This is a genomic window from Curvibacter sp. APW13 (assembly GCF_032337135.1).
Classification (GTDB): Bacteria; Pseudomonadota; Gammaproteobacteria; order Burkholderiales; family Burkholderiaceae_C; genus Allorhodoferax.
In genome coordinates this window covers 1,558,293-1,577,480 of the sequence record NZ_JAVXZZ010000001.1, presented here as the reverse complement: position 1 = coordinate 1,577,480, position 19,188 = coordinate 1,558,293, and the positions used below count along the sequence as shown (strand labels likewise).

Genomic DNA, 19,188 nt, shown 5'->3' with positions numbered 1-19,188 from the left:
AAGCCCTCCCCGTGAGGGCTTTTTCATTTCTCGCCAGTGCCGCCGTGTTGCAATTGGGGACTGATGCAATAGCCGTAGATGCGCGGCAATTCGGCCTGGGTTTGTTCCTCGACCGTCCAATGCGCGCGCTCCATGCATTCACTGGCATCCCACACGTCTTGGCTGTGCACGATGCCGAATCCCAACTGCGTATCGAGGTAGAGGTGACCATGCTCATCCAGCACGGCCTTGCGGACCGCGGTGGTCAGCCCCGTGTGGCTGTGGACGGTTCCACCGGGCTGCAGGCGCCAGACCCAAGGCGTGCTCTCCAGCTCCACGTAGACGCGCTGCGGTCCGTTCTGGAAATACCAGCACCCCGCATCGTCGACGCCGTAGTTGCGCTCGATGAATGCCCGCAGTTTGTCGTGCTTGAGTTCGGCACCCTTGGCCCCTGGCTGGCCACTGGCAAAGGCGCCTTGGCGCTGCGCCCGTTCATCGCGCATGTACCAGTTGCCCCGTGCGTCCAGTCCCAACCATCCGTAGCAGTGCGGAACATGGGGCCATTTCGCCATGGCCTGCTTCACGATGTCATCCATGCGGAACTCCTGGAGCGCTTCGGTGCTGCAGCCATTGTCCGACCAATTCGGGCAACCTGCCGACATGGCCTGGGATGGGGCCGGCGGCGAAGCCGACATGCCCTCCATGGTGGGGCTGGAACAGGCACACCGATGCGCTGACCTGCGACGCCGTGGGCAGACTGTGCGCCGGAACGAAGGGGTCGTTGCGGGCGTTGATGATCAGAGTGGGGATTCGAATGCGGTTCAAGGCATGGATGCTCGACGCACGGTGCCAGTAGTCCTCGGTATCGCGAAACCCATGCAGGGGTGCGGTGAAGGCATTGTCGAACTCCCGCAATGTGCGGGCGCGCATCACTGCGTCGATGTCAAACAGGTTCGGATACTGGCGGTGTTTCGCTAAGGCACGCGGCTGCATGGTGCGAAGGAAGTTGCGCACATAGACTTGGCGGTTGAATCCCCGGTCAATGTGCGCGCCACTGGCCGCGAGGTCCAACGGGGCGCTGATGGCAGCCACCGCCTTGACCGTGCCCATGCCGGTGGGCGCGTGCTCCTGCGTCCAGCGCAGCAAGGCGTTGCCGCCCAGCGATACGCCAACCACATAGCAAGGTCCCTGGCGTTCGGCCGTGAGCGCATCGATGACCCAGGCGACCTCGGCATGATCGCCACTGTGGTAAGCCCGCGGCGCGCGGTTCATTTCGCCGCTGCAGCCACGGAAATGCGGTACGGCAAAGTCCCATCCGAGACGCGCAGCATAGTCCGCAAAGGCCAATGCATAGTGGCTGCCCGAGCCGCCCTCCAATCCGTGAAACAGCACCAGCAATGGGCGCCGGCCGGACTCAGACCGGTTCTTCTGTGATGTACGCAGCCAATCGACATCGACAAAGTCACCGTCGGGCGCCAGCAGCCGCTGTCTTTCGTAGCGCGGTGTCGAGCCACCATGGGCGCGCGAGAACAGCGCGGGCCAAATGGTTTGCGCGTGCCCGCCCGGCAACCAACGCGGTGCACGGTAGTGGAGTACAGGCACACCTGAATGCGTGCCGGATGTGCTTGGTACGGTGGACATGGAGCGAGGAGTGTGGCCGAAAACAAAAAACCGCCACGAGGGCGGTTTTTTAACAGGGGATCCAGCGGCGGTTCAACGCTTCTGGCGGAATTTGCGCAGCGCGGCGATCTGGGCCGCCATGACTGCCAGCTCGGACTGTGCCTTGGCAAGGTCGAGGTCGCTCTTGGCGTTCTTCACAGCTTCTTCGGCCGCTTGTCGTGCCGCGTTGGCCTTCTCTTCGTCCAGGTCCTTGCCACGGATGGCGGTGTCCGACAGAACGGTCACGCAATGCGGTTGGACTTCAAGGATGCCACCGGCCACGAAGACGAACTCTTCGCTGCCGTCCGCTGCCTGGATCCGCACCGAACCGGGACGGATACGGGTAATCAGCGGGGTGTGGCGGGGTTTGATACCCAGCTCACCAGCTTCACCGGGAAGCGCCACAAAAACCGCTTCGCCAGAGAAGATGGATTCTTCCGCACTGACCACATCAACATGGATGGTGTTCATACGATTCCTAGTCTGTTGGGGTCAGACCGCACTTCCTCATGAAGCGATGCGGTCCGAGCCACAGGGTCATCAAACTTTCTTGGCCTTCTCGAAGGCTTCGTCGATGGTACCGACCATGTAGAAGGCTTGCTCGGGCAGGTGGTCGCACTCGCCGTTCACGATCATCTTGAAGCCACGGATGGTTTCCGACAGGGGAACGTACTTGCCGGGAGAGCCGGTGAACACTTCGGCCACGTGGAAGGGCTGCGACAGGAAGCGCTGGATCTTACGGGCGCGGGCCACGGTGAGCTTGTCTTCCGGTGCCAGTTCGTCCATACCCAGAATCGCGATGATGTCACGCAGTTCCTTGTAGCGCTGCAGGGTACCCTGCACAGCGCGGGCGGTCGTGTAATGCTCTTCACCCACCACGTTGGGGTCCAGCTGACGGCTGGTGGAGTCCAGCGGGTCCACGGCGGGGTAGATACCCAGGGCGGCGATGTCACGCGACAGCACCACGGTAGAGTCCAAGTGGGCGAAGGTGGTGGCAGGAGACGGGTCGGTCAAGTCGTCGGCAGGCACGTAAACGGCCTGGATCGACGTGATCGAACCCACCTTGGTGGAGGTAATACGCTCTTGCAGACGGCCCATTTCTTCGGCCAGAGTCGGCTGGTAACCCACGGCGGAAGGCATACGACCCAGCAGCGCGGACACTTCGGTACCGGCCAGGGTGTAGCGGTAGATGTTGTCCACGAAGAACAGCACGTCACGGCCTTCGTCACGGAAGGATTCGGCGATGGTCAGGCCGGTCAGGGCCACGCGCAGACGGTTGCCCGGAGGCTCGTTCATCTGGCCGTACACCATGGCCACTTTGGATTCGGCCAGGTTGTCCAGCTTCACCACGCCGGAATCGGCCATCTCGTGGTAGAAGTCGTTACCTTCACGGGTACGCTCACCCACGCCAGCGAACACGGACAGACCGGAGTGCGCCTTGGCGATGTTGTTGATGAGTTCCATCATGTTCACGGTCTTGCCCACACCGGCACCACCGAACAGACCCACTTTACCGCCCTTGGCGAAGGGGCACACCAGGTCAATCACCTTGATGCCGGTCTCGAGCAGCTCTTGCGAGGGGCTCAGTTCGTCATAGGTGGGGGCCTTGCGGTGGATGGAAGCGGTCAGGTCATGGCTGACAGGGCCGCGCTCGTCGATGGGGGAACCCAGAACGTCCATGATGCGGCCCAGGGTGGCGGGACCGACGGGCACGGTGATGGGCTTTTCGGTGTTGGTCACGATCATGCCGCGACGCAGACCGTCGGAGGAACCCAGAGCGATGGTACGGACGATGCCGTCACCCAGCTGCTGCTGAACTTCCAGCGTCAGGGCCGAACCATCCATCTTGAGTGCGTCATAAATCGCGGGCATCTGGTCACGTGGAAACTCCACGTCCACCACCGCACCAATACACTGAACGATTTTTCCCTGCACCGGGGAGTTAGCTTGAGCCATTTGTTGCTCCAATAAATAAATCAATAACTGTTGAACCGCGTAACTGTCTGTGTCGCCTTACACCGCTGCCGCACCGGCCACGATTTCGGACAATTCCTTGGTGATCGCTGCCTGGCGGGTCTTGTTGTAGACCAGCTTGAGTTCGTTGATCACATTGCCGGCGTTGTCGGTGGCAGCCTTCATGGCCACCATGCGGGCAGACTGCTCAGAAGCCATGTTTTCAGCGACAGACTGGTAAACCAGCGCTTCGACATAGCGGGTCAGCAAGTCGTCAATGACGGACTGCGCATCGGGTTCGTAGATATAGTCCCAACCGTGCTGCTGTCCGCTGGCCTGGGCTTCCTGTTCCATCTGCTCGGCCGACAGGGGCAGCAGCTGCTGCACCACGGGCTCTTGCTTCATGGTGTTGATGAACTTGGTGTAGCACAGGTACACCGCATTCACTTCACCCTTGGCATAAGCATCCAACAGGACCTTGACCGGGCCAATCAGCTTTTCGAGGTGGGGCGTATCGCCCAATTGGGTTGCGTGCGACACCACCTTGGCACCGACACGGTTGAGGAAACCCAATCCCTTGTTGCCAATGGCGACGGCCTGCGAGGACACGCCGTCGTTTTGCAGTTCGCGCAACTTGGTCGTCACGGCGCGCAGCACATTGGTGTTCATGCCACCGCACAGGCCCTTGTCGGTGGTTACAACGATAAAACCAGCGGTTTTGGCGTTGTTCACCTGCATGAACGGGTGCGTGTACTCGGGATTGGCTTTACCCAGATTGGCAGCGATATTGCGAATCTTGTCTGCGTAGGGACGCGCAGACCGCATGCGGTCCTGCGCCTTGCGCATCTTCGACGCCGCCACCATTTCCATGGCTTTGGTGATCTTCTTGGTGTTTTCCACCGATTTGATCTTGCCGCGTATTTCCTTACCTGCTGCCATCGAGGGCTCCTAGTTCGTCAGGCCGGAATTACGCAAAAGTCTTTTTGAACGCAGCGATGGCGGCATTCAGTTCAGCTTCGGCATCCTTGTCCATGGCCTTGTCGGCTTCCAGCTTGGCCATCAGGGCAGCGTGCTTGTCCTTGAGGTAAGCGTGCAGACCGTGTTCGAATGCCAGAACCTTCTTCACTTCGACATCGTCCAGGAAGCCCTTGTTCACGGCGTACAGAGTAGACGCCATGGCGCTGATGGACAGCGGGCTGTATTGGGCTTGCTTGAGCAGTTCGGTCACGCGGGCACCGCGGTCGAGCTGCTTGCGGGTGGCTTCGTCCAGATCGGAAGCGAACTGCGCGAAGGCAGCCAGTTCACGGTACTGGGCCAAGTCGGTACGGATACCGCCGGACAGGCTCTTGATGAGCTTGGTCTGGGCAGCACCACCCACGCGGGACACCGAGATACCGGCGTTGATCGCGGGACGGATACCGGCGTTGAACAGGCTGGTTTCCAGGAAGATCTGACCGTCGGTGATGGAGATCACGTTGGTCGGAACGAAGGCGGACACGTCACCGGCTTGGGTCTCAATGATCGGCAGCGCGGTCAGCGAACCGGTCTTGCCCTTGACTTCACCCTTGGTGAAGGCTTCGACGTAGTCAGCGTTGACGCGAGCTGCGCGCTCCAGCAGACGGCTGTGGAGGTAGAACACGTCGCCGGGGTAGGCTTCACGGCCTGGAGGACGACGCAGCAGCAGGGAAACCTGGCGGTAAGCCACGGCTTGCTTGGACAGATCGTCATACACGATCAGGGCGTCTTCACCGCGGTCGCGGAAGTACTCACCCATGGTGCAACCGGAGTAGGCAGCGACGTATTGCATCGCAGCGGACTCGGAGGCGGTAGCAGCCACCACAATGGTGTACTCCATGGCGCCGGCTTGTTCCAGCGCGCGCACCACGTTCTTCACGGACGATGCCTTCTGACCGATGGCAACGTACACGCAGGTCATGTTCTGACCCTTCTGGTTGATGATCGCGTCAATAGCCACGGCAGTCTTGCCGGTCTGACGGTCACCAATGATCAGTTCGCGCTGGCCACGGCCAACGGGCACCATGGAGTCGATGGACTTTAGGCCGGTCTGAACAGGCTGGTCCACGGACTTACGGGCGATCACACCGGGCGCAACCTTTTCGATCACGTCGGTCATCTTGGCATTGATCGGACCCTTGCCGTCGATCGGCTGACCCAGGGCATTGACCACGCGGCCCTTGAGCTCGGGGCCCACGGGCACTTCCAGAATGCGGCCGGTGCACTTGACCGTGTCGCCTTCGGAGATGTGCTCGTACTCACCCAGAATCACGGCGCCAACGGAGTCGCGCTCGAGGTTCAGGGCCAGGCCAAAGCTGGGCTGTCCGTCGCTGCCAGCGGGGAACTCCAGCATTTCGCCCTGCATTACATCGGACAAGCCGTGAATGCGGACGATACCGTCGGTCACCGAAACGACGGTACCTTGGTTGCGGATGTCGGCGTTGGCGGACAGGCCTTCAATACGGCTCTTGATCAGTTCAGAAATTTCTGCGGGATTGAGTTGCATGACTCTTTCCTTCTTTCCTTGTATTGGTCAACATCTGGGGCCAGTCGGCCTCAGGCTGTCAACACGACTTTCATTTGTTCCAGTCGGGCTTTGACCGAGGTGTCAAGCACTTCGTCACCCACCACCACGCGCACACCACCAATCAACTCAGGCTGCAGCTCAACCGAAACGTTGAGCTTGCGTCCGAATTTCTTTTCCAGCGTTGCTTGCACGTCAGACAAGGCTGCGGCATCGATAGGGAAGGCGCTGAACACCACTGCGTCGGAAGACCCACCCTGCGCATTCTTGAGTGCGCGAAACTGGGCTGCGATCTCGGGCAAGACAGCCACGCGTCCGTTTTCGATGACGGTGCGCAGGAAGTTCTTGGCCGCATCGCCCAGAGCGGACTTGGCGACACCCGTCACCAGGTCAAACACCTGGGTGGCGCTGACGTTGGGGTTGGCCGCAAACTGCTGCAACTGGGGATTGGCCGCGATGGCAGCCAGTTCGTCCAGCCAGTCAGACACAGCCGACAGATCAGCCGCAGACGCCTTGAACAGGGCTTCCGCGTAGGGTCGGGCAATAGTGGCAAGTTCAGCCATGGCTTCCTCTTACAGCTCGGTCTTCAGACGGTTGAGCAAGTCGGCATGCACACCGGCATTGACCTCTTTGCGCAGAATCTGCTCGGCACCCTTGACAGCCAGTGCAGCGACCTGCTCGCGCAGGGCTTCACGGGCCTTGACGGCCTGCTGCTCGGCTTCCATCTTCGCCGCAGCGATGATCTTGTTGCCTTCTTCAACAGCTTTGGCCTTCGCCTCTTCCACAATGGTGACCGCGCGACGCTCTGCGTCAGCGAGTCGGGCGGCGTTTTCCGTGCGCGACTTGGACAGCTCCTCTTCCACACGCTTGTTGGCGGCGGAAAGTTCTGCCTTGGCGCGGTCGGACGCTGCCAGACCTTCGGCAATTTTGGCGGCGCGCTCATCGAGTGCCTTGACAATCGGTGGCCACACGAATTTCATCGTGAACAGCACCAGAATGGCAAAGACCACCATCTGCGCCCAGAATGTTGCGTTAATACTCACAACAACACCTCTCTAGGTAGGGGAAGGCGAAAGTATTACTTCAGCACGAAGGGGTTGGCGAACGCAAACATCATGGCGATACCAACGCCGATCAGGAAGGCGGCGTCGATCAGACCGGCCAGCAAGAACATCTTGGTTTGCAGTTCGTTCATCAGTTCGGGCTGGCGAGCAGCGGATTCCAGGTACTTGCTACCCATGATGCCGATACCGATACAGGCACCGATAGCACCCAGACCGATGATCAGACCAGCAGCCAAAGCGACAAAACCAAGAACGTGTTCCATTTAGAGCTCCTATGGATTTAAGTTAACAAGAAAACAAAAACAAACTGACAAAACTCAGTGGTGGTCGTGGGCCTGACCCACATACACCAGGGTCAGCATCATGAAGATGAATGCCTGCAGCGCAACAATCAGAATGTGAAAGATTGCCCAGCCCGCACCCGCCAACACATGCCCGATCCACAGGACAACGCCTGTAGTCGACCCAAACCCGACTGCACCCATGAGCGCAATCAACATGAACACCAGCTCGCCAGCGTACATATTCCCGAACAGCCGCATGCCGTGCGACACGGTCTTGGCGGTGAACTCAATCAGTTGCATGCCGAGGTTCAATACACCCAGCACAACGGCAAACAAAGGATTCTTGCTGGTGCCAAACGGCGCGGTCACCAACTCATGCGCCCAGCCACCCGCACCCTTGATCTTGATGTTGTAGTACAGGCAGACCAGCAGTACACCTGTAGACATGGCAAGGGTCGTGGACAAGTCAGCCGTAGGCACGACACGCATGTAGGCATGGTGCGGATCGTGACCCATGCTGCCGTAGATCTGCTGCCAGATCAGGGGGATCAGATCGACCGGCAGGAAGTCCATCGAGTTCATCAGCAGAACCCACATGAAGACAGCCAGCGCCAAGGGGCCGACAAACTTGCGCGACTCCGCGTTATGGATGATGCCGCGCGCCTGGGTATCGACCATCTCGAGCAAGATCTCGATGGCAGCCTGCAGGCGACCAGGAACACCCGCCGTCACACGGCTGGCGACACGCCACATCACAAACAAGCCCAGAAAACCCACAAAGACCGACCAGATGATGGAGTCAATGTTGTAGACAGAGAAATCAATCACGCCGGATTGATGACCCGTCTGCCAATGGGTCAAGTGGTGACCAATGTACTCACCTGCGGTGGGGCCTTGTTGTACTGCGTGATCAGACATCCGTTGCTCGCACTTACTCGTTGCCGTTAGGCGTTATTGTTTCGCACCGCACCACCCTTGCGCTTCACGCCCAAGGCCAGCCAGTACACCTTCATCGTCAGCACCAAACCAACCAGCATGGCCGGCCAGCTCAAATTCTTCTCAACCCGGTAGGCGACATACATCACACCGACCGTAACCGCAATCTTGACCAGCTCCCACACGAAGAAGCTCGCCACCGCAGTTCCAGGATTGGCCCGCGCAAACTGCCCGGTCAACCCCCGCGCAAACAGAGCCGAAGGCAGCACCACTGCCAACGCCCCCCAGGCACAAGACACTGCAATCCGCTCGCCACCCCACAACCACCCCAGCAACGCCACAAGGACGCCCAGAAGTGCTTGCGCCACAACCACCCACCAGGGCGAAAGGGAGGGATTCATTTCCCGAAGCGACTGCGCCTGCTCTGCCGTCAGAGGAACAAATTCCTCATTATCGGTTTCCGCGTTCAGCGCCATTGTCCTTTGCCTACATTACGCCCAGGTTACTGGGCGCGGTTCATGCACAGCCCGCCATTATACGTAGAAACCCGGGGACGCCAATGGGTCCACTTTTGGTGTGTTGTTTTATGTCTTATATAAGACTATGGGGCTATTGCCTGACGCACGGCATGCTCCCATTGCTGCATGAGCTCCTGGGCACGGTTTCGGGGCATGGTCGGCAGGAAGCGCCGTTCGGCGCGCCACTGCGCGCTCAGCTCCGCAGTGCTGCCGTACACACCGGTGCTCAGTCCCGCCAGATAGGCAGCCCCCAGCGCTGTCGTTTCGGTCACCGCAGGACGCACCACCGGAATGCCCAGCAGATCCGCCTGAAACTGCATCAGCAGGTCATTGACGCAGGCACCACCATCCACGCGCAGTTCCGTGACCGCTGCAGCACCGGCTTGTACCGCATCTCGGCTCATGGCCTGCAGCAGTGCGGCGCTCTGGTAGGCAATGCTCTCCAATGAGGCACGGGCAATGTGGGCCAGGGTACTTCCGCGCGTGAGTCCGGTGATGGTGCCGCGGGCATTGGGTTGCCAGTACGGCGCCCCCAGCCCGGTGAAGGCAGGCACCACCATGACCCCCCCCGAATCCGGCACGCTCTGCGCCAGGGCCTGCACCTCGTTGCTGCCCTTGATGGCGTTGAGACCGTCGCGCAGCCATTGCACCACAGCGCCACCGACGAACACACTGCCTTCCAGCGCGTATTCGGTACGCGTGCTTGCTTGCGCGGCACTGGTGGTCAACAAGCCGTTGGTGGAGGTGTGGAACTTGTTGCCGGTGTGCATGAGCATGAAACAGCCCGTGCCATAGGTATTCTTGGCCATCCCGGCGTCGAAGCAGGCCTGTCCGAACAGGGCGCTTTGCTGGTCACCTGCCACCCCACCGATGGCAATCGCACCCCCCAGAAGTTCGGGCTGCGTTTCGCCGTATGCGGCACTGGACGGAAGCACCTTCGGCATCAGCGCCGCCGGCACGTCCAGCATGCGCATCAGTTCGTCATCCCACGCATTGGCGTGCACATTGAACAGCATGGTGCGCGAGGCATTGCTGACGTCCGTGGCATGGACCCGCCCACCGGTCAGGCACCAGATCAGCCAGCTGTCAATCGTGCCAAATGCGAGCTCGCCCTGTTCGGCGCGTGCCCTCAATCCCGGCACGTTGTCCAGCAGCCATTTGAGCTTGGTGCCAGAAAAATAGGCATCGACCACGAGTCCGGTTTTGGCGCGGATGGACTCACTGTGACCTTGCGCACGCAACTCGGCACAAATGGGTTCCGCCCGCCGGTCCTGCCAGACGATGGCGTGATGGACCGGTTGACCGGTCTTTCGGTCCCACACCACCGTGGTTTCGCGCTGGTTCGTGATGCCCAGCCCTTGCACCTGCGCCGCACTGATGCCGGCCTTGTGCAGGGCTTCCTTGGCCGTCGCCAGCTGGCTGCGCCAGATTTCCATCGGATCGTGCTCGACCCAGCCCGGTTGCGGGTAGTGCTGGGTCAGCTCCTTCTGGGCCATGGCAACAACCCGCCCCTCGGCATCGAACACGATGCTGCGGGAACTCGATGTCCCCTGATCCAGAGCCAACAGATAGCGCATGTTCTTCTCCTCTTGATTCTGACTGCCGCAGGGTTCCGGCCCCTAGCTGGCGCACACGTCCCAGCGCACCTGGGCTTCTTCCAGCAAGGCCGGGAATGGCTCGGGCGGCTGCAGGTCGGTGAACAGGCGGTCGATGCTGTCCAGGCGGGCCACTTCCACCATGGCCGGTCGATTGAACTTGCTCGCGTCGGCCGCTAGCCAGACCTCCCGTGCATGGGAAATGATGGTCTGGGACACCTTGACTTCGCGGTAATCGTAGTCCCGCAGCGTGCCATCGCTTTCGATACCGGAAATGCCGATCACGGCGATATCAACCTTGAATTGGCGAATGAAGTCCACCGCTGCCTCGCCCACGATGCCCCGGTCACGGCCACGCACCACGCCTCCGACCACGATCACTTCCGCGTTGGGGTTGGCACTCAGGATGGCGGCAACGTTGAGGTTGTTGGTGATGACACGCAATCCCTTGTGCTGCAGCAGGGCCCGCGCTACCGCCTCGGTGGTCGTGCCGATGTTCAGGATCAGCGAACAGTCGTTGGGCACCGCTTTGGCAATCGACTGCGCGATCTGGTTCTTGGCAGTGGCATGCAGGCCCTCGCGCTGCTGGTAGCCCAGGTTCTCGATCGTCGACGAGGGCACCCGCACGCCCCCATGGAAGCGCGCCAGCAAGCCTTCATCGGCCAAACGTTGGACGTCGCGGCGCACCGTCTGCAAGGTCACCCCGGACATCTGGGCCAGCTGCTCGACGCTGACCGAGCCCCTGCTGCGCACTGCTTCGAGCAGTGCCAAATGGCGTGGATTGAGGTTCATGGCACTCCCGCTGGGTAAAAGCGTAGGATAACCAGACATCTCGGTGTAAGTCGAAGACATTCGAACATATTAATACACAAACGAATCGTTTCGAACTAAAATCGCGCCCACTTCGCGCGACGCTGTCACCGCCATGTCAACAAGAACCCCAGCCCCCACCCACCGCCCCCATGTGCTTGCCCGTCTGCGCCTGGGCACACAATTCGATATCGCCATCATCGGTGGCGGTGCCACCGGCCTGGGCGTGGCCCTGGACGCCGCCACCCGAGGGTTCAAGGTGGTCCTGATCGAATCGCATGACTTTGCCAAGGGCACGTCGTCGCGTGCCACCAAACTCGTCCACGGTGGGGTGCGCTACCTGGCCCAGGGCAACATCTCCCTGGTGCGCGAAGCCTTGCACGAACGCACCACCCTGCTGCACAACGCGCCGCATCTGGCACAACCCCTGGCTTTTGTGACACCCTCGTACAGCTGGTGGGAGGCACCGTTCTACGGCATTGGCCTCACGATGTATGACGTGCTGGCTGGCAAGGCCGGGCTCGGACGCACCGAATTCCTCAGCACGACCAAGACCTTGAGCCTCTTGCCGACCGCCCGCCCCGACGGGCTCAAGGGCGGCGTCAAGTACTGGGACGGCCAGTTCAATGATGCACGCATGGCCTTGGCGATCGGCCGTACGGCAGTGGAACACGGCGCGCTGCTCGTGAACTACTGCGAAGCCACTGACCTGAGCTACACCAACGGCAAGGTCTCGGGCGTACAGTGTCGCGACACCGTGGGAGGCGAAACCTTCCAGATCTCCGCAGCCTGTGTGATCAACGCCACCGGTGTGTGGGTGGACGCCCTGCGTGAAAAGGACGGCGCCGCCAATATCCACGATGGGCGCAAGCCCACCAAGCCGCTGGTGGCACCCAGCCAAGGCGTGCACCTGGTGGTGGAGCGTGAATTCCTCGGCAGCGATACCGCCCTCATGGTGCCCAAGACCGCCGATGGGCGCGTGCTGTTCGCCGTCCCCTGGTTGGGCAAGGTCATCCTGGGAACCACCGACACCCCGCGCCAGGACCTCGCGCGTGAGCCTCTGCCCTTCAGGGAGGAGGTGGACTTCATCCTGAACGAATCGGCCCGCTACCTGCGTCGCGCCCCGACCCGCGCGGATGTGAAGAGCGTCTGGGTGGGCCTGCGCCCGCTGGTCAAGCCGCAGGACGACGACGGCGACAACACCAAAGGCCTGAGCCGCGAACATACCGTGCTGGTCAGTCGCAGCAACCTCGTGACGGTGACCGGCGGCAAGTGGACTACCTACCGGGCCATGGCCGAGGACGTGCTCGACGCCTGCGCCGAGCGCGCCCTGATCGAAAGCCGCCCCAAGGGTGCCACGAAGCAGCTGCCGCTGGTGGGCGGCGATGTGGACACTGCCACGGTGCACCCCCTGAGCGACGCACCGGGCCTGCATTCCTACGGCAGTGAAGCAGCCATGGTGGAGGAACTGCCCGGCGCCGATGTGGAACTGGCCCCAGGGCTCACGGAAGCCATGGTGCGCTTCGCTGCCCGCTTCGAGTACGCTGTCACGGTCGAAGACATGCTGGCCCGGCGTTCGCGTCTGCTGTTCCTGGATGCGCGGCTTGCCGCCACGCTGGCCCCACGCGTTGGGGCGATACTGCAGGAAGAGACGGGCATCGACCCGGCACTGGCGGCATTCGAAGGGCTGGCGCAGCACTATCTCGATTTGCCGGGCTGAGTCCCCGCTTCCCGGCCGCACCCAACAACAACGAAGGAGATTCACATGGTTCGCAAACGATGGATCGCGCTGGCCGCACTCGGCCTGGGACTGGCCTATGCCGCAACCCACATTGGCGTCGACCGGCAGGCGATGTACGCCACCCCAGCGCCCTCGGCCACGGCGCCCATGGCCTTCCCCAAGGGCTTCTACTGGGGGGCTGCGATTGCCGCGCAGCAGGCGGAAAGCCAGCAGCCCACTGACTGGACCGCGTTCGAGTTGGATGCCGTCAAGAACCAGCGTTTCGAGACCGGCGCCGCACCGGGTGTGGCCAAACCCGGGCACATCCACGACCTGGGCGCCTCCAGCGCCACGGTGCGCCAACAGAAGACCGGCTTCGACCAGTTGATGGGACAGGACATGGCCATGGCCCAGGGCATGGGGCTCAATGCCTTTCGCTTTTCCATCGAATGGGCACGCCTGTTCCCCAAGCCCGGCATGAAGGCCCCTGACCCGCAAGGCATTGCCTACTACAAGCGCCTGCTGGCTGAAATGAAGCAGCGCGGCATCACGCCCTTTGCCACCCTGTTCCATTTCTCCTCCCCGGCCTGGTTCTTCGAGGCGGACGCCAGCGGCAAGCGCGGCTGGGAACGCGCCGATGCCCTGGCACACTGGCAGCAGTTCGTCACGGCCGTGGCGGAGAATTTCGTACCCGACATCGAACAATGGTGCACCCTGAACGAACCCATGGTGTACGTCTACAACGGCTACATGGAAGGCGTATTCCCGCCGCTGGAGCGCCGGGGTGACGTGGTGCTGGCAGCCCCCGTCATCGAGGCTTTGCTGCGCGCCCACGTGATCGGATACCAGACCCTGCACCGGGTGGCCGATGCCAAGAAAGCCAGCGTGAACGTGGGCTTCACCAAGCACACCCGCGCCTTCGAGCCACTGCGCAACTGGGCGCCGCTGGACCGCCTGACTGCGCAGGCCGTGGACCAGGCCTTCAATTGGGATTTCAATGACGCCGTGGCCAGCGGCCGCCTCAAGCTCACCAACACGTCCATCGACAAGGAGATCGAAGGCCTCAAGGGCAGTCAGGACTACGTGGGCATCAACTACTACGGGCGCTTCTACATCAAGTCGGACATCCTGAACCCGACCAAGCCCCAGGTACTGCAGCATGACCCCGATGCCCCTGCCGAGCCGGTGAACGACCTCGGCTGGGCCATGTACCCACATGGCTTCTACCAGATCCTGAGCCAGGCCCACAAGCGCTACGGCAAACCGATCTTCGTGCTCGAAAACGGTACCGCCGACAAGGCCGACAACGACGTCGGGCGGCAGAAACTGCTGGTGTCGCATGTGCGCGAGATGTGGCTGGCCATGCAGCAGGAGAAGGTCGACCTGCGCGGCTATATCCACTGGTCGCTGTTCGACAACTTCGAGTGGGCCGAGGGCTTTACCGCCCGCTTTGGCCTGGCCAAGGTGGACTACGAGAACGGGTTCAAGCGCACCGAGCGCCCTTCGGCAGCCGTGTACCGCGAGATTGCCAAGGCCAACGCGCTATCACCGGAGCTGGCAGCCAGACTCGGCGCGCCCTGAGGCGCCTGCCACCGCCACGCCCCACCGTCGCCCGGGGGGCGCGGCGATAATCGGGGCATGGCTTCGCTCCCCTCCCTGCCCTGCTACCTGAACGGTGAATACACCACCATCGACCGCGCCCAGGTGAGCGTGATGGACCGGGGCTTCCTGCTCGGTGACGGCATCTACGAAGTGGTGCCGTTCTATGCCGGGCGGCCCTTTCGCTGGCCCCAGCACCTGGCCCGGCTGCGCCGCAGTCTCGAACTGGTGCGCATTGCGCTGCCGCTGAGCGATGACGAACTGCTCGCTGTCGCTATGCATTTGGTAGCTACTCACGCTGATTCCATGCGGGCAAGTGGCCAATTCGATCCAAAAAATGCGCAGATGGTGTATTTCCAGGTGACGCGCGGCGTGGCCCTGCGCGACCATACCATGCTGCCGGGCCTCACCCCCACCGTGTTTGCGATGGTCAACACCCTGGCCTTGCCCAGTGCCTCGCAGCGGGCCCAGGGTGTGGCCTGTGTGACGGCCGACGACTTCCGCTGGGAGATGGCGCACATCAAGAGCACCAGCCTGCTCGGTGCCGTGCTCACGCGCCAGATCGGCGTGGATGCCGATGCGGTGGAAACCGCGATGTTCCGTGACGGGTATCTGAGCGAGGGCGCCAGCAGCAACCTCTGGGTGGTGAAGGACGGCCACGTCTTCGGCCCGCCGAAGAATCATTTGGTGCTCGAAGGCGTACGCTACGGTTTCATCGAAGAGGCCTGCGCGCAAGCCGGCATACCCTTCACGCTGCGCCCTATTCCCCGTGCCGACGTGCTGGCAGCCGACGAGTTGCTGCTGTCGTCCGCAGGCAAGGAAGTGCTGGCCGTGACCACCCTGGACGGCCAACCGGTTGGAAACGGCCGCCCCGGCCCAATCTACGACACCCTCTATGCCGCCTACCGTGCGGCCAGCGGCCAGGACTGAGCGCCGCGCTACCCACAAGGATTCACCGTGAACACTCCCACCAATCCCGGCCAATCGCGCCAGGAATCGCTCATCGAGTACCCCTCGCGCTTTCCCATCAAGGTCATGGGGGAACGGGTGGATGGCTTCGTCCATGCCGTCACCGTCATCGCCAAGGAATTCGACCCCACGTTCGACGCCTCGACCATCGAATTGCGGGAGAGCGCCGGCGGCAAGTACCTGGGCGTGACCATCACCATCACTGCCACCAGCCGCGAGCAGCTCGACGAGCTGTACCGCACGCTCTCGACCCACCCCATGGTCAAGGTGGTCTTGTGACGCCCCCTGTGCACCCCGACCTGAGCCACTGGTACCACGCATTCGACGAGTCCACCCTCACACCCGGTGCGCTCAGCAGTGCCGAGTGCGCTGAGTTGTTTGAACTGTTCAGTGACGCTGGCCTGGTGCGCAGTGCCATGTCGGCCGAGATGGCGGATGGCTTCCTGACCGCCTGCGCCGTCGGCCCCGTGGACGTGCCCGTACCCGCGTGGATGGCTGCGGTGTTTGGCCAGCCCCAGCTGCCCGTATGTGCCGACACCGCGCGCCAGGAGCGCCTGCTGCAACTGCTGCTGCGCCGCTACCGCCACGTGCAGGCCAGTACCGCCAACCCGCCCACCAGCGCCGACCCACACACCCTGTTCCTGCCGCTGCAGGCCACGGTCGACGAAGCCCGGCGCGTGAGCCCCTACCGCTGCAATGCCCAGGGCGTGCGAGAAGGCGACTGGGAACTCAAGGACTGGGCAGAAGGGTTCCGGCGCGCCATGCTCGGCGGTGGCCACTGGCAACCCATGCTCGGCAACCAGGACGCCTGGCCGCTGATCTCGCCCATCGTGCTGTTCCAGTCCGGCTACAACCCCGACAAGCCCGAACTGCAGATCGACCAACGCCCCGAGATGCGCTCGATGCTGGTGCGCTGCATCTACGAGATGCGCCAGTGGTGGCGTGCCTACGCGCTGGCCCAGAGCCGCCCCGCCGCAAACCCGGCGCCCGCCACGCCGCGCCGCGACCAGCCCAAGGTCGGCCGCAACGACCCCTGCCCCTGCGGCAGCGGCCAGAAGTACAAGAAGTGCTGCGGAGCGCATTGAATGGACATCGTCATCAAGCAGCTTGGCCGGGTGGACTACGAGCCCACCTACGCCGCCATGCAGGCATTTACCGACCAAAGATGCCAGCAGCCCGCACAAAATCTGCCTGACGAGCTATGGATTTGTGAGCATCCACCGGTCTTCACCCAGGGACTGGCGGGCAAGCCCGAGCACATCTTCCTGCCCGGCGACATTCCCGTGGTGCAGACCAACCGCGGCGGCCAAGTGACCTACCACGGCCCCGGGCAGGTGGTGGGCTACCCGCTGATCGACCTCAAGCGCGCGGGCTACTTCGTCAAGGAGTACGTCTACCGCATTGAGGAAGCGGTCATCCGCACGCTGCTGCACTTTGGCGTGACGGGCCACCGTGTCGGCGGTGCCCCCGGCATCTACGTGCGCCTGGATGACCCGTTCGGCCACGCGCCCCTGCCGCAGCGTCCGCAGAAGAAGGTGCCCGGCAGCGAAGCGCTGGAGCCGGACTTCACCGGGCTGGGCAAGATCGCCGCCCTGGGTATCAAGGTCAGCCGCAACTGCACCTACCACGGCGTGGCGCTGAACGTGGCCATGGACCTGCAACCCTACTTGCGTATCAACCCCTGCGGCTACAACGGGCTGCGCACCATCGATCTTTCTACAATCGGCGTTTCGGTGCCCTGGAACGAGGCTGCCGACGTCCTGAGCCACAAGCTTGCCTCCTACCTCGCACCCTGAGACCGCCATGAGCACTGCCCCCGAGAACACCATCCGCGAAGCCCAGAGCGCCGCCGAGTACGACGCCACCCTGAAGCAAAAGGCCGGTGCCAAGCTGGCGCGCATCCCGATCAAGGTGCAGCAGGGTGAAGTGCTCAAGAAGCCGGACTGGATCCGCGTCAAGGCCGGCAGCCCCACCACGCGCTTCTACGAGATCAAGGACGTGCTGCGCAAGAACAAGCTGGTCACCGTCTGTGAAGAGGCGAGTTGCCCCAACATCGGCGAATGTTTCGGCAGTGGCACTGCCACCTTCATGATCATGGGCGACAAGTGCACGCGCCGCTGCCCGTTCTGCGACGTGGGCCATGGCCGCCCCGACCCGCTGGATGCCGATGAGCCGCTGAAGTTGGCCCGGACCGTGGCCGACCTGAAACTCAAGTACGTGGTCATCACCAGCGTCGACCGTGACGACCTGCGAGACGGCGGTGCCCAGCACTTTGCCGATTGCATCCGTGAAATCCGTGTGCTGTCGCCCAGCACCCAAATCGAAGTGCTGGTGCCCGACTTCCGCGGCCGCCTGGACAAGGCGCTGGCCATTTTGACCACCAACCCGCCCGACGTGATGAACCACAACCTGGAAACTGCGCCGCGCCTGTACAAGGAAGCGCGCCCCGGCTCGGACTACCTGTTCAGCTTGGGTCTCCTCAAGAAGTTCAAAGCCCAGCACCCCGGCATTCCGACCAAGAGCGGCATCATGGTGGGCTTGGGCGAAACCGACGAGGAAGTGCTGCAGGTGATGCGCGACATGCGCGAGCACGACATCGAGATGCTCACCATCGGCCAGTACCTGGCCCCCAGCACCGCCCACCTGACCGTGAAACGCTACGTGCACCCCGACGTGTTCAAGATGTTCGAGGAAGAGGCCTACAAGATGGGCTTCAAGCACGCCGCCGTGGGCGCCATGGTCCGCAGCAGTTACCACGCTGACCAGCAAGCCAAGGGCGCGGGACACTGATATGCATGGAGCATCGGCCGCGCAGGGAGTGCCCAGGGCGGCTACTGAACTTTTAAGTTGGTGCGGCGAGCTCCAAGAGTCTCAGCCTTTCAGGTAAGTCCACAAACCACGGCGTATCGGATTTCACCCATTCCGGCTTGCTTTGAGGCAAGCAGTTCCTGAGCAAGGTTCGAAGGTCATCATCAGACTTTAGGTCTTTCAGCAGTGGTGACATCAACGCATTGAAGTCTTCCGTGAATACGCGGGCATTTGGCCGTACTGTGTCATCCTGCAGTGACAATGCCCAACTGGGGTTGACGTCAGATGGCTGCTGACACCATTTGAGGTGGGAAAGCTGTATCGTCAGACACGGCACGAATCCTGAAAAGGGACCGCGCACCCGCGGAACGACGGCACTGACTTTTTCGGCAATGGCCAAATCGTGAATAGTCTTGGAGTAGATCACCATGCTAGAGGCAAAGGTGGCATAGCCATTGTCAGCACTGAGCGCGCTTAGCCCGACCATGATTTTGATGGTGCTGGACAACGTAGCTGAGTAGGGTACATAGGCACCCTCGCGCCACGTTGTCGGGCCGTTCAGACCTTCCCCGTTCATAAAGGCGCTGACGAAGTCAAATGCAGGAGCTGACTTGAGGCCCCACCACCGTACCGTCGACGCTGGCGCTTGTTGAAGCGACTTCATTGTTTTTCAGAGACTGCTTTTCGAATTGGATCGAATTGCTGCACAGCAACGCTATGCGTGGCCGCCAAAAACCGGCTGCAACGTACTGCTC

At 62.0% G+C, this 19,188-nt stretch carries 21 protein-coding genes; 7 read left to right on the top strand and 14 right to left on the bottom strand.

What is annotated here, in order from left to right:
• Positions 1–23 precede the first annotated feature (23 nt).
• From RQP54_RS07340 to RQP54_RS07280, 13 genes are all read right to left on the bottom strand, one after another.
• Positions 24–575, bottom strand: coding sequence for a DUF2946 family protein (locus RQP54_RS07340; protein ID WP_315677529.1), 552 nt, complete (start codon positions 573–575; stop codon positions 24–26).
• Entirely contained in the window at positions 568–1,620 is a 1,053-nt protein-coding gene (locus RQP54_RS07335) for a YheT family hydrolase (RefSeq protein WP_315677528.1), read from the bottom strand. Before RQP54_RS07335 ends, RQP54_RS07340 begins: the two co-directional genes overlap by 8 nt.
• 72 nt (positions 1,621–1,692) lie before the next feature.
• Positions 1,693–2,109: a F0F1 ATP synthase subunit epsilon gene (locus RQP54_RS07330; protein ID WP_315677527.1), complete on the bottom strand. Its 417-nt coding sequence runs from the start codon at positions 2,107–2,109 to the stop codon at positions 1,693–1,695.
• 69 nt (positions 2,110–2,178) lie between these two features.
• The gene (atpD, locus tag RQP54_RS07325) at positions 2,179–3,594 is read right to left on the bottom strand and encodes a F0F1 ATP synthase subunit beta (protein ID WP_409997530.1); all 1,416 of its coding nucleotides are present in this window, start codon (positions 3,592–3,594) and stop codon (positions 2,179–2,181) included.
• A 57-nt stretch (positions 3,595–3,651) separates the two neighbouring features.
• A complete protein-coding gene (atpG, locus tag RQP54_RS07320) occupies positions 3,652–4,530 on the bottom strand; it encodes a F0F1 ATP synthase subunit gamma (RefSeq protein ID WP_315677523.1) in 879 nt (292 codons plus the stop codon).
• Between the two features lie 28 nt (positions 4,531–4,558).
• Positions 4,559–6,112, bottom strand: coding sequence for a F0F1 ATP synthase subunit alpha (gene atpA / locus RQP54_RS07315; RefSeq protein ID WP_315677522.1), 1,554 nt, complete (start codon positions 6,110–6,112; stop codon positions 4,559–4,561).
• 50 nt (positions 6,113–6,162) lie between these two features.
• On the bottom strand, positions 6,163–6,693 hold the full coding sequence (locus RQP54_RS07310; protein ID WP_315677521.1) for a F0F1 ATP synthase subunit delta: 531 nt from the start codon (positions 6,691–6,693) through the stop codon (positions 6,163–6,165).
• 9 nt (positions 6,694–6,702) lie between these two features.
• Entirely contained in the window at positions 6,703–7,173 is a 471-nt protein-coding gene (locus RQP54_RS07305) for a F0F1 ATP synthase subunit B (protein WP_315677520.1), read from the bottom strand.
• Between the two features lie 35 nt (positions 7,174–7,208).
• Positions 7,209–7,457 carry a F0F1 ATP synthase subunit C gene (gene atpE, locus RQP54_RS07300; RefSeq protein WP_011827793.1) on the bottom strand — a complete coding sequence of 83 codons (249 nt, stop codon included), beginning with the start codon at positions 7,455–7,457 and terminating at the stop codon, positions 7,209–7,211.
• 54 nt (positions 7,458–7,511) lie between these two features.
• A complete protein-coding gene (atpB, locus tag RQP54_RS07295; RefSeq protein ID WP_315677518.1) occupies positions 7,512–8,396 on the bottom strand; it encodes a F0F1 ATP synthase subunit A in 885 nt (294 codons plus the stop codon).
• A 26-nt stretch (positions 8,397–8,422) separates the two neighbouring features.
• Positions 8,423–8,890, bottom strand: a complete 468-nt coding sequence (locus RQP54_RS07290) for an ATP synthase subunit I (RefSeq protein ID WP_315677517.1) — start codon at positions 8,888–8,890, stop codon at positions 8,423–8,425.
• Positions 8,891–9,015: 125 nt separating this feature from the next.
• A complete protein-coding gene (glpK, locus tag RQP54_RS07285) occupies positions 9,016–10,509 on the bottom strand; it encodes a glycerol kinase GlpK (RefSeq protein WP_315677516.1) in 1,494 nt (497 codons plus the stop codon).
• A gap of 42 nt (positions 10,510–10,551) precedes the next feature.
• Entirely contained in the window at positions 10,552–11,319 is a 768-nt protein-coding gene (locus RQP54_RS07280) for a DeoR/GlpR family DNA-binding transcription regulator (RefSeq protein WP_315677514.1), read from the bottom strand.
• A 133-nt stretch (positions 11,320–11,452) separates the two neighbouring features.
• Here RQP54_RS07280 and RQP54_RS07275 point away from each other — a divergent pair, with 133 nt between their 5' ends.
• From RQP54_RS07275 to lipA, 7 genes are all read left to right on the top strand, one after another.
• The gene (locus RQP54_RS07275) at positions 11,453–13,057 is read left to right on the top strand and encodes a glycerol-3-phosphate dehydrogenase/oxidase (RefSeq protein WP_315677513.1); all 1,605 of its coding nucleotides are present in this window, start codon (positions 11,453–11,455) and stop codon (positions 13,055–13,057) included.
• 45 nt (positions 13,058–13,102) lie between these two features.
• A complete protein-coding gene (locus tag RQP54_RS07270) occupies positions 13,103–14,638 on the top strand; it encodes a glycoside hydrolase family 1 protein (RefSeq protein WP_315677510.1) in 1,536 nt (511 codons plus the stop codon).
• A gap of 57 nt (positions 14,639–14,695) precedes the next feature.
• The gene (locus tag RQP54_RS07265) at positions 14,696–15,586 is read left to right on the top strand and encodes an aminotransferase class IV (RefSeq protein WP_315677508.1); all 891 of its coding nucleotides are present in this window, start codon (positions 14,696–14,698) and stop codon (positions 15,584–15,586) included.
• A 105-nt stretch (positions 15,587–15,691) separates the two neighbouring features.
• Entirely contained in the window at positions 15,692–15,904 is a 213-nt protein-coding gene (locus RQP54_RS07260) for a DUF493 domain-containing protein (RefSeq protein WP_315677770.1), read from the top strand.
• Positions 15,901–16,710: a UPF0149 family protein gene (locus RQP54_RS07255; protein ID WP_315677507.1), complete on the top strand. Its 810-nt coding sequence runs from the start codon at positions 15,901–15,903 to the stop codon at positions 16,708–16,710. The genes RQP54_RS07260 and RQP54_RS07255 overlap by 4 nt, the downstream gene beginning before the upstream one ends.
• The gene (gene lipB / locus RQP54_RS07250) at positions 16,711–17,421 is read left to right on the top strand and encodes a lipoyl(octanoyl) transferase LipB (RefSeq protein WP_315677505.1); all 711 of its coding nucleotides are present in this window, start codon (positions 16,711–16,713) and stop codon (positions 17,419–17,421) included. It begins immediately after the preceding gene.
• A gap of 7 nt (positions 17,422–17,428) precedes the next feature.
• Positions 17,429–18,415 (top strand): lipoyl synthase, encoded by a 987-nt coding sequence (gene lipA / locus RQP54_RS07245; RefSeq protein WP_315677504.1) that lies wholly within the window; start codon positions 17,429–17,431, stop codon positions 18,413–18,415.
• 52 nt (positions 18,416–18,467) lie between these two features.
• On the opposite strand, the gene RQP54_RS07240 is transcribed toward lipA, so the two are convergent.
• On the bottom strand, positions 18,468–19,097 hold the full coding sequence (locus tag RQP54_RS07240; protein WP_315677503.1) for a hypothetical protein: 630 nt from the start codon (positions 19,095–19,097) through the stop codon (positions 18,468–18,470).
• Between the last annotated feature and the right edge of the window lie 91 nt (positions 19,098–19,188).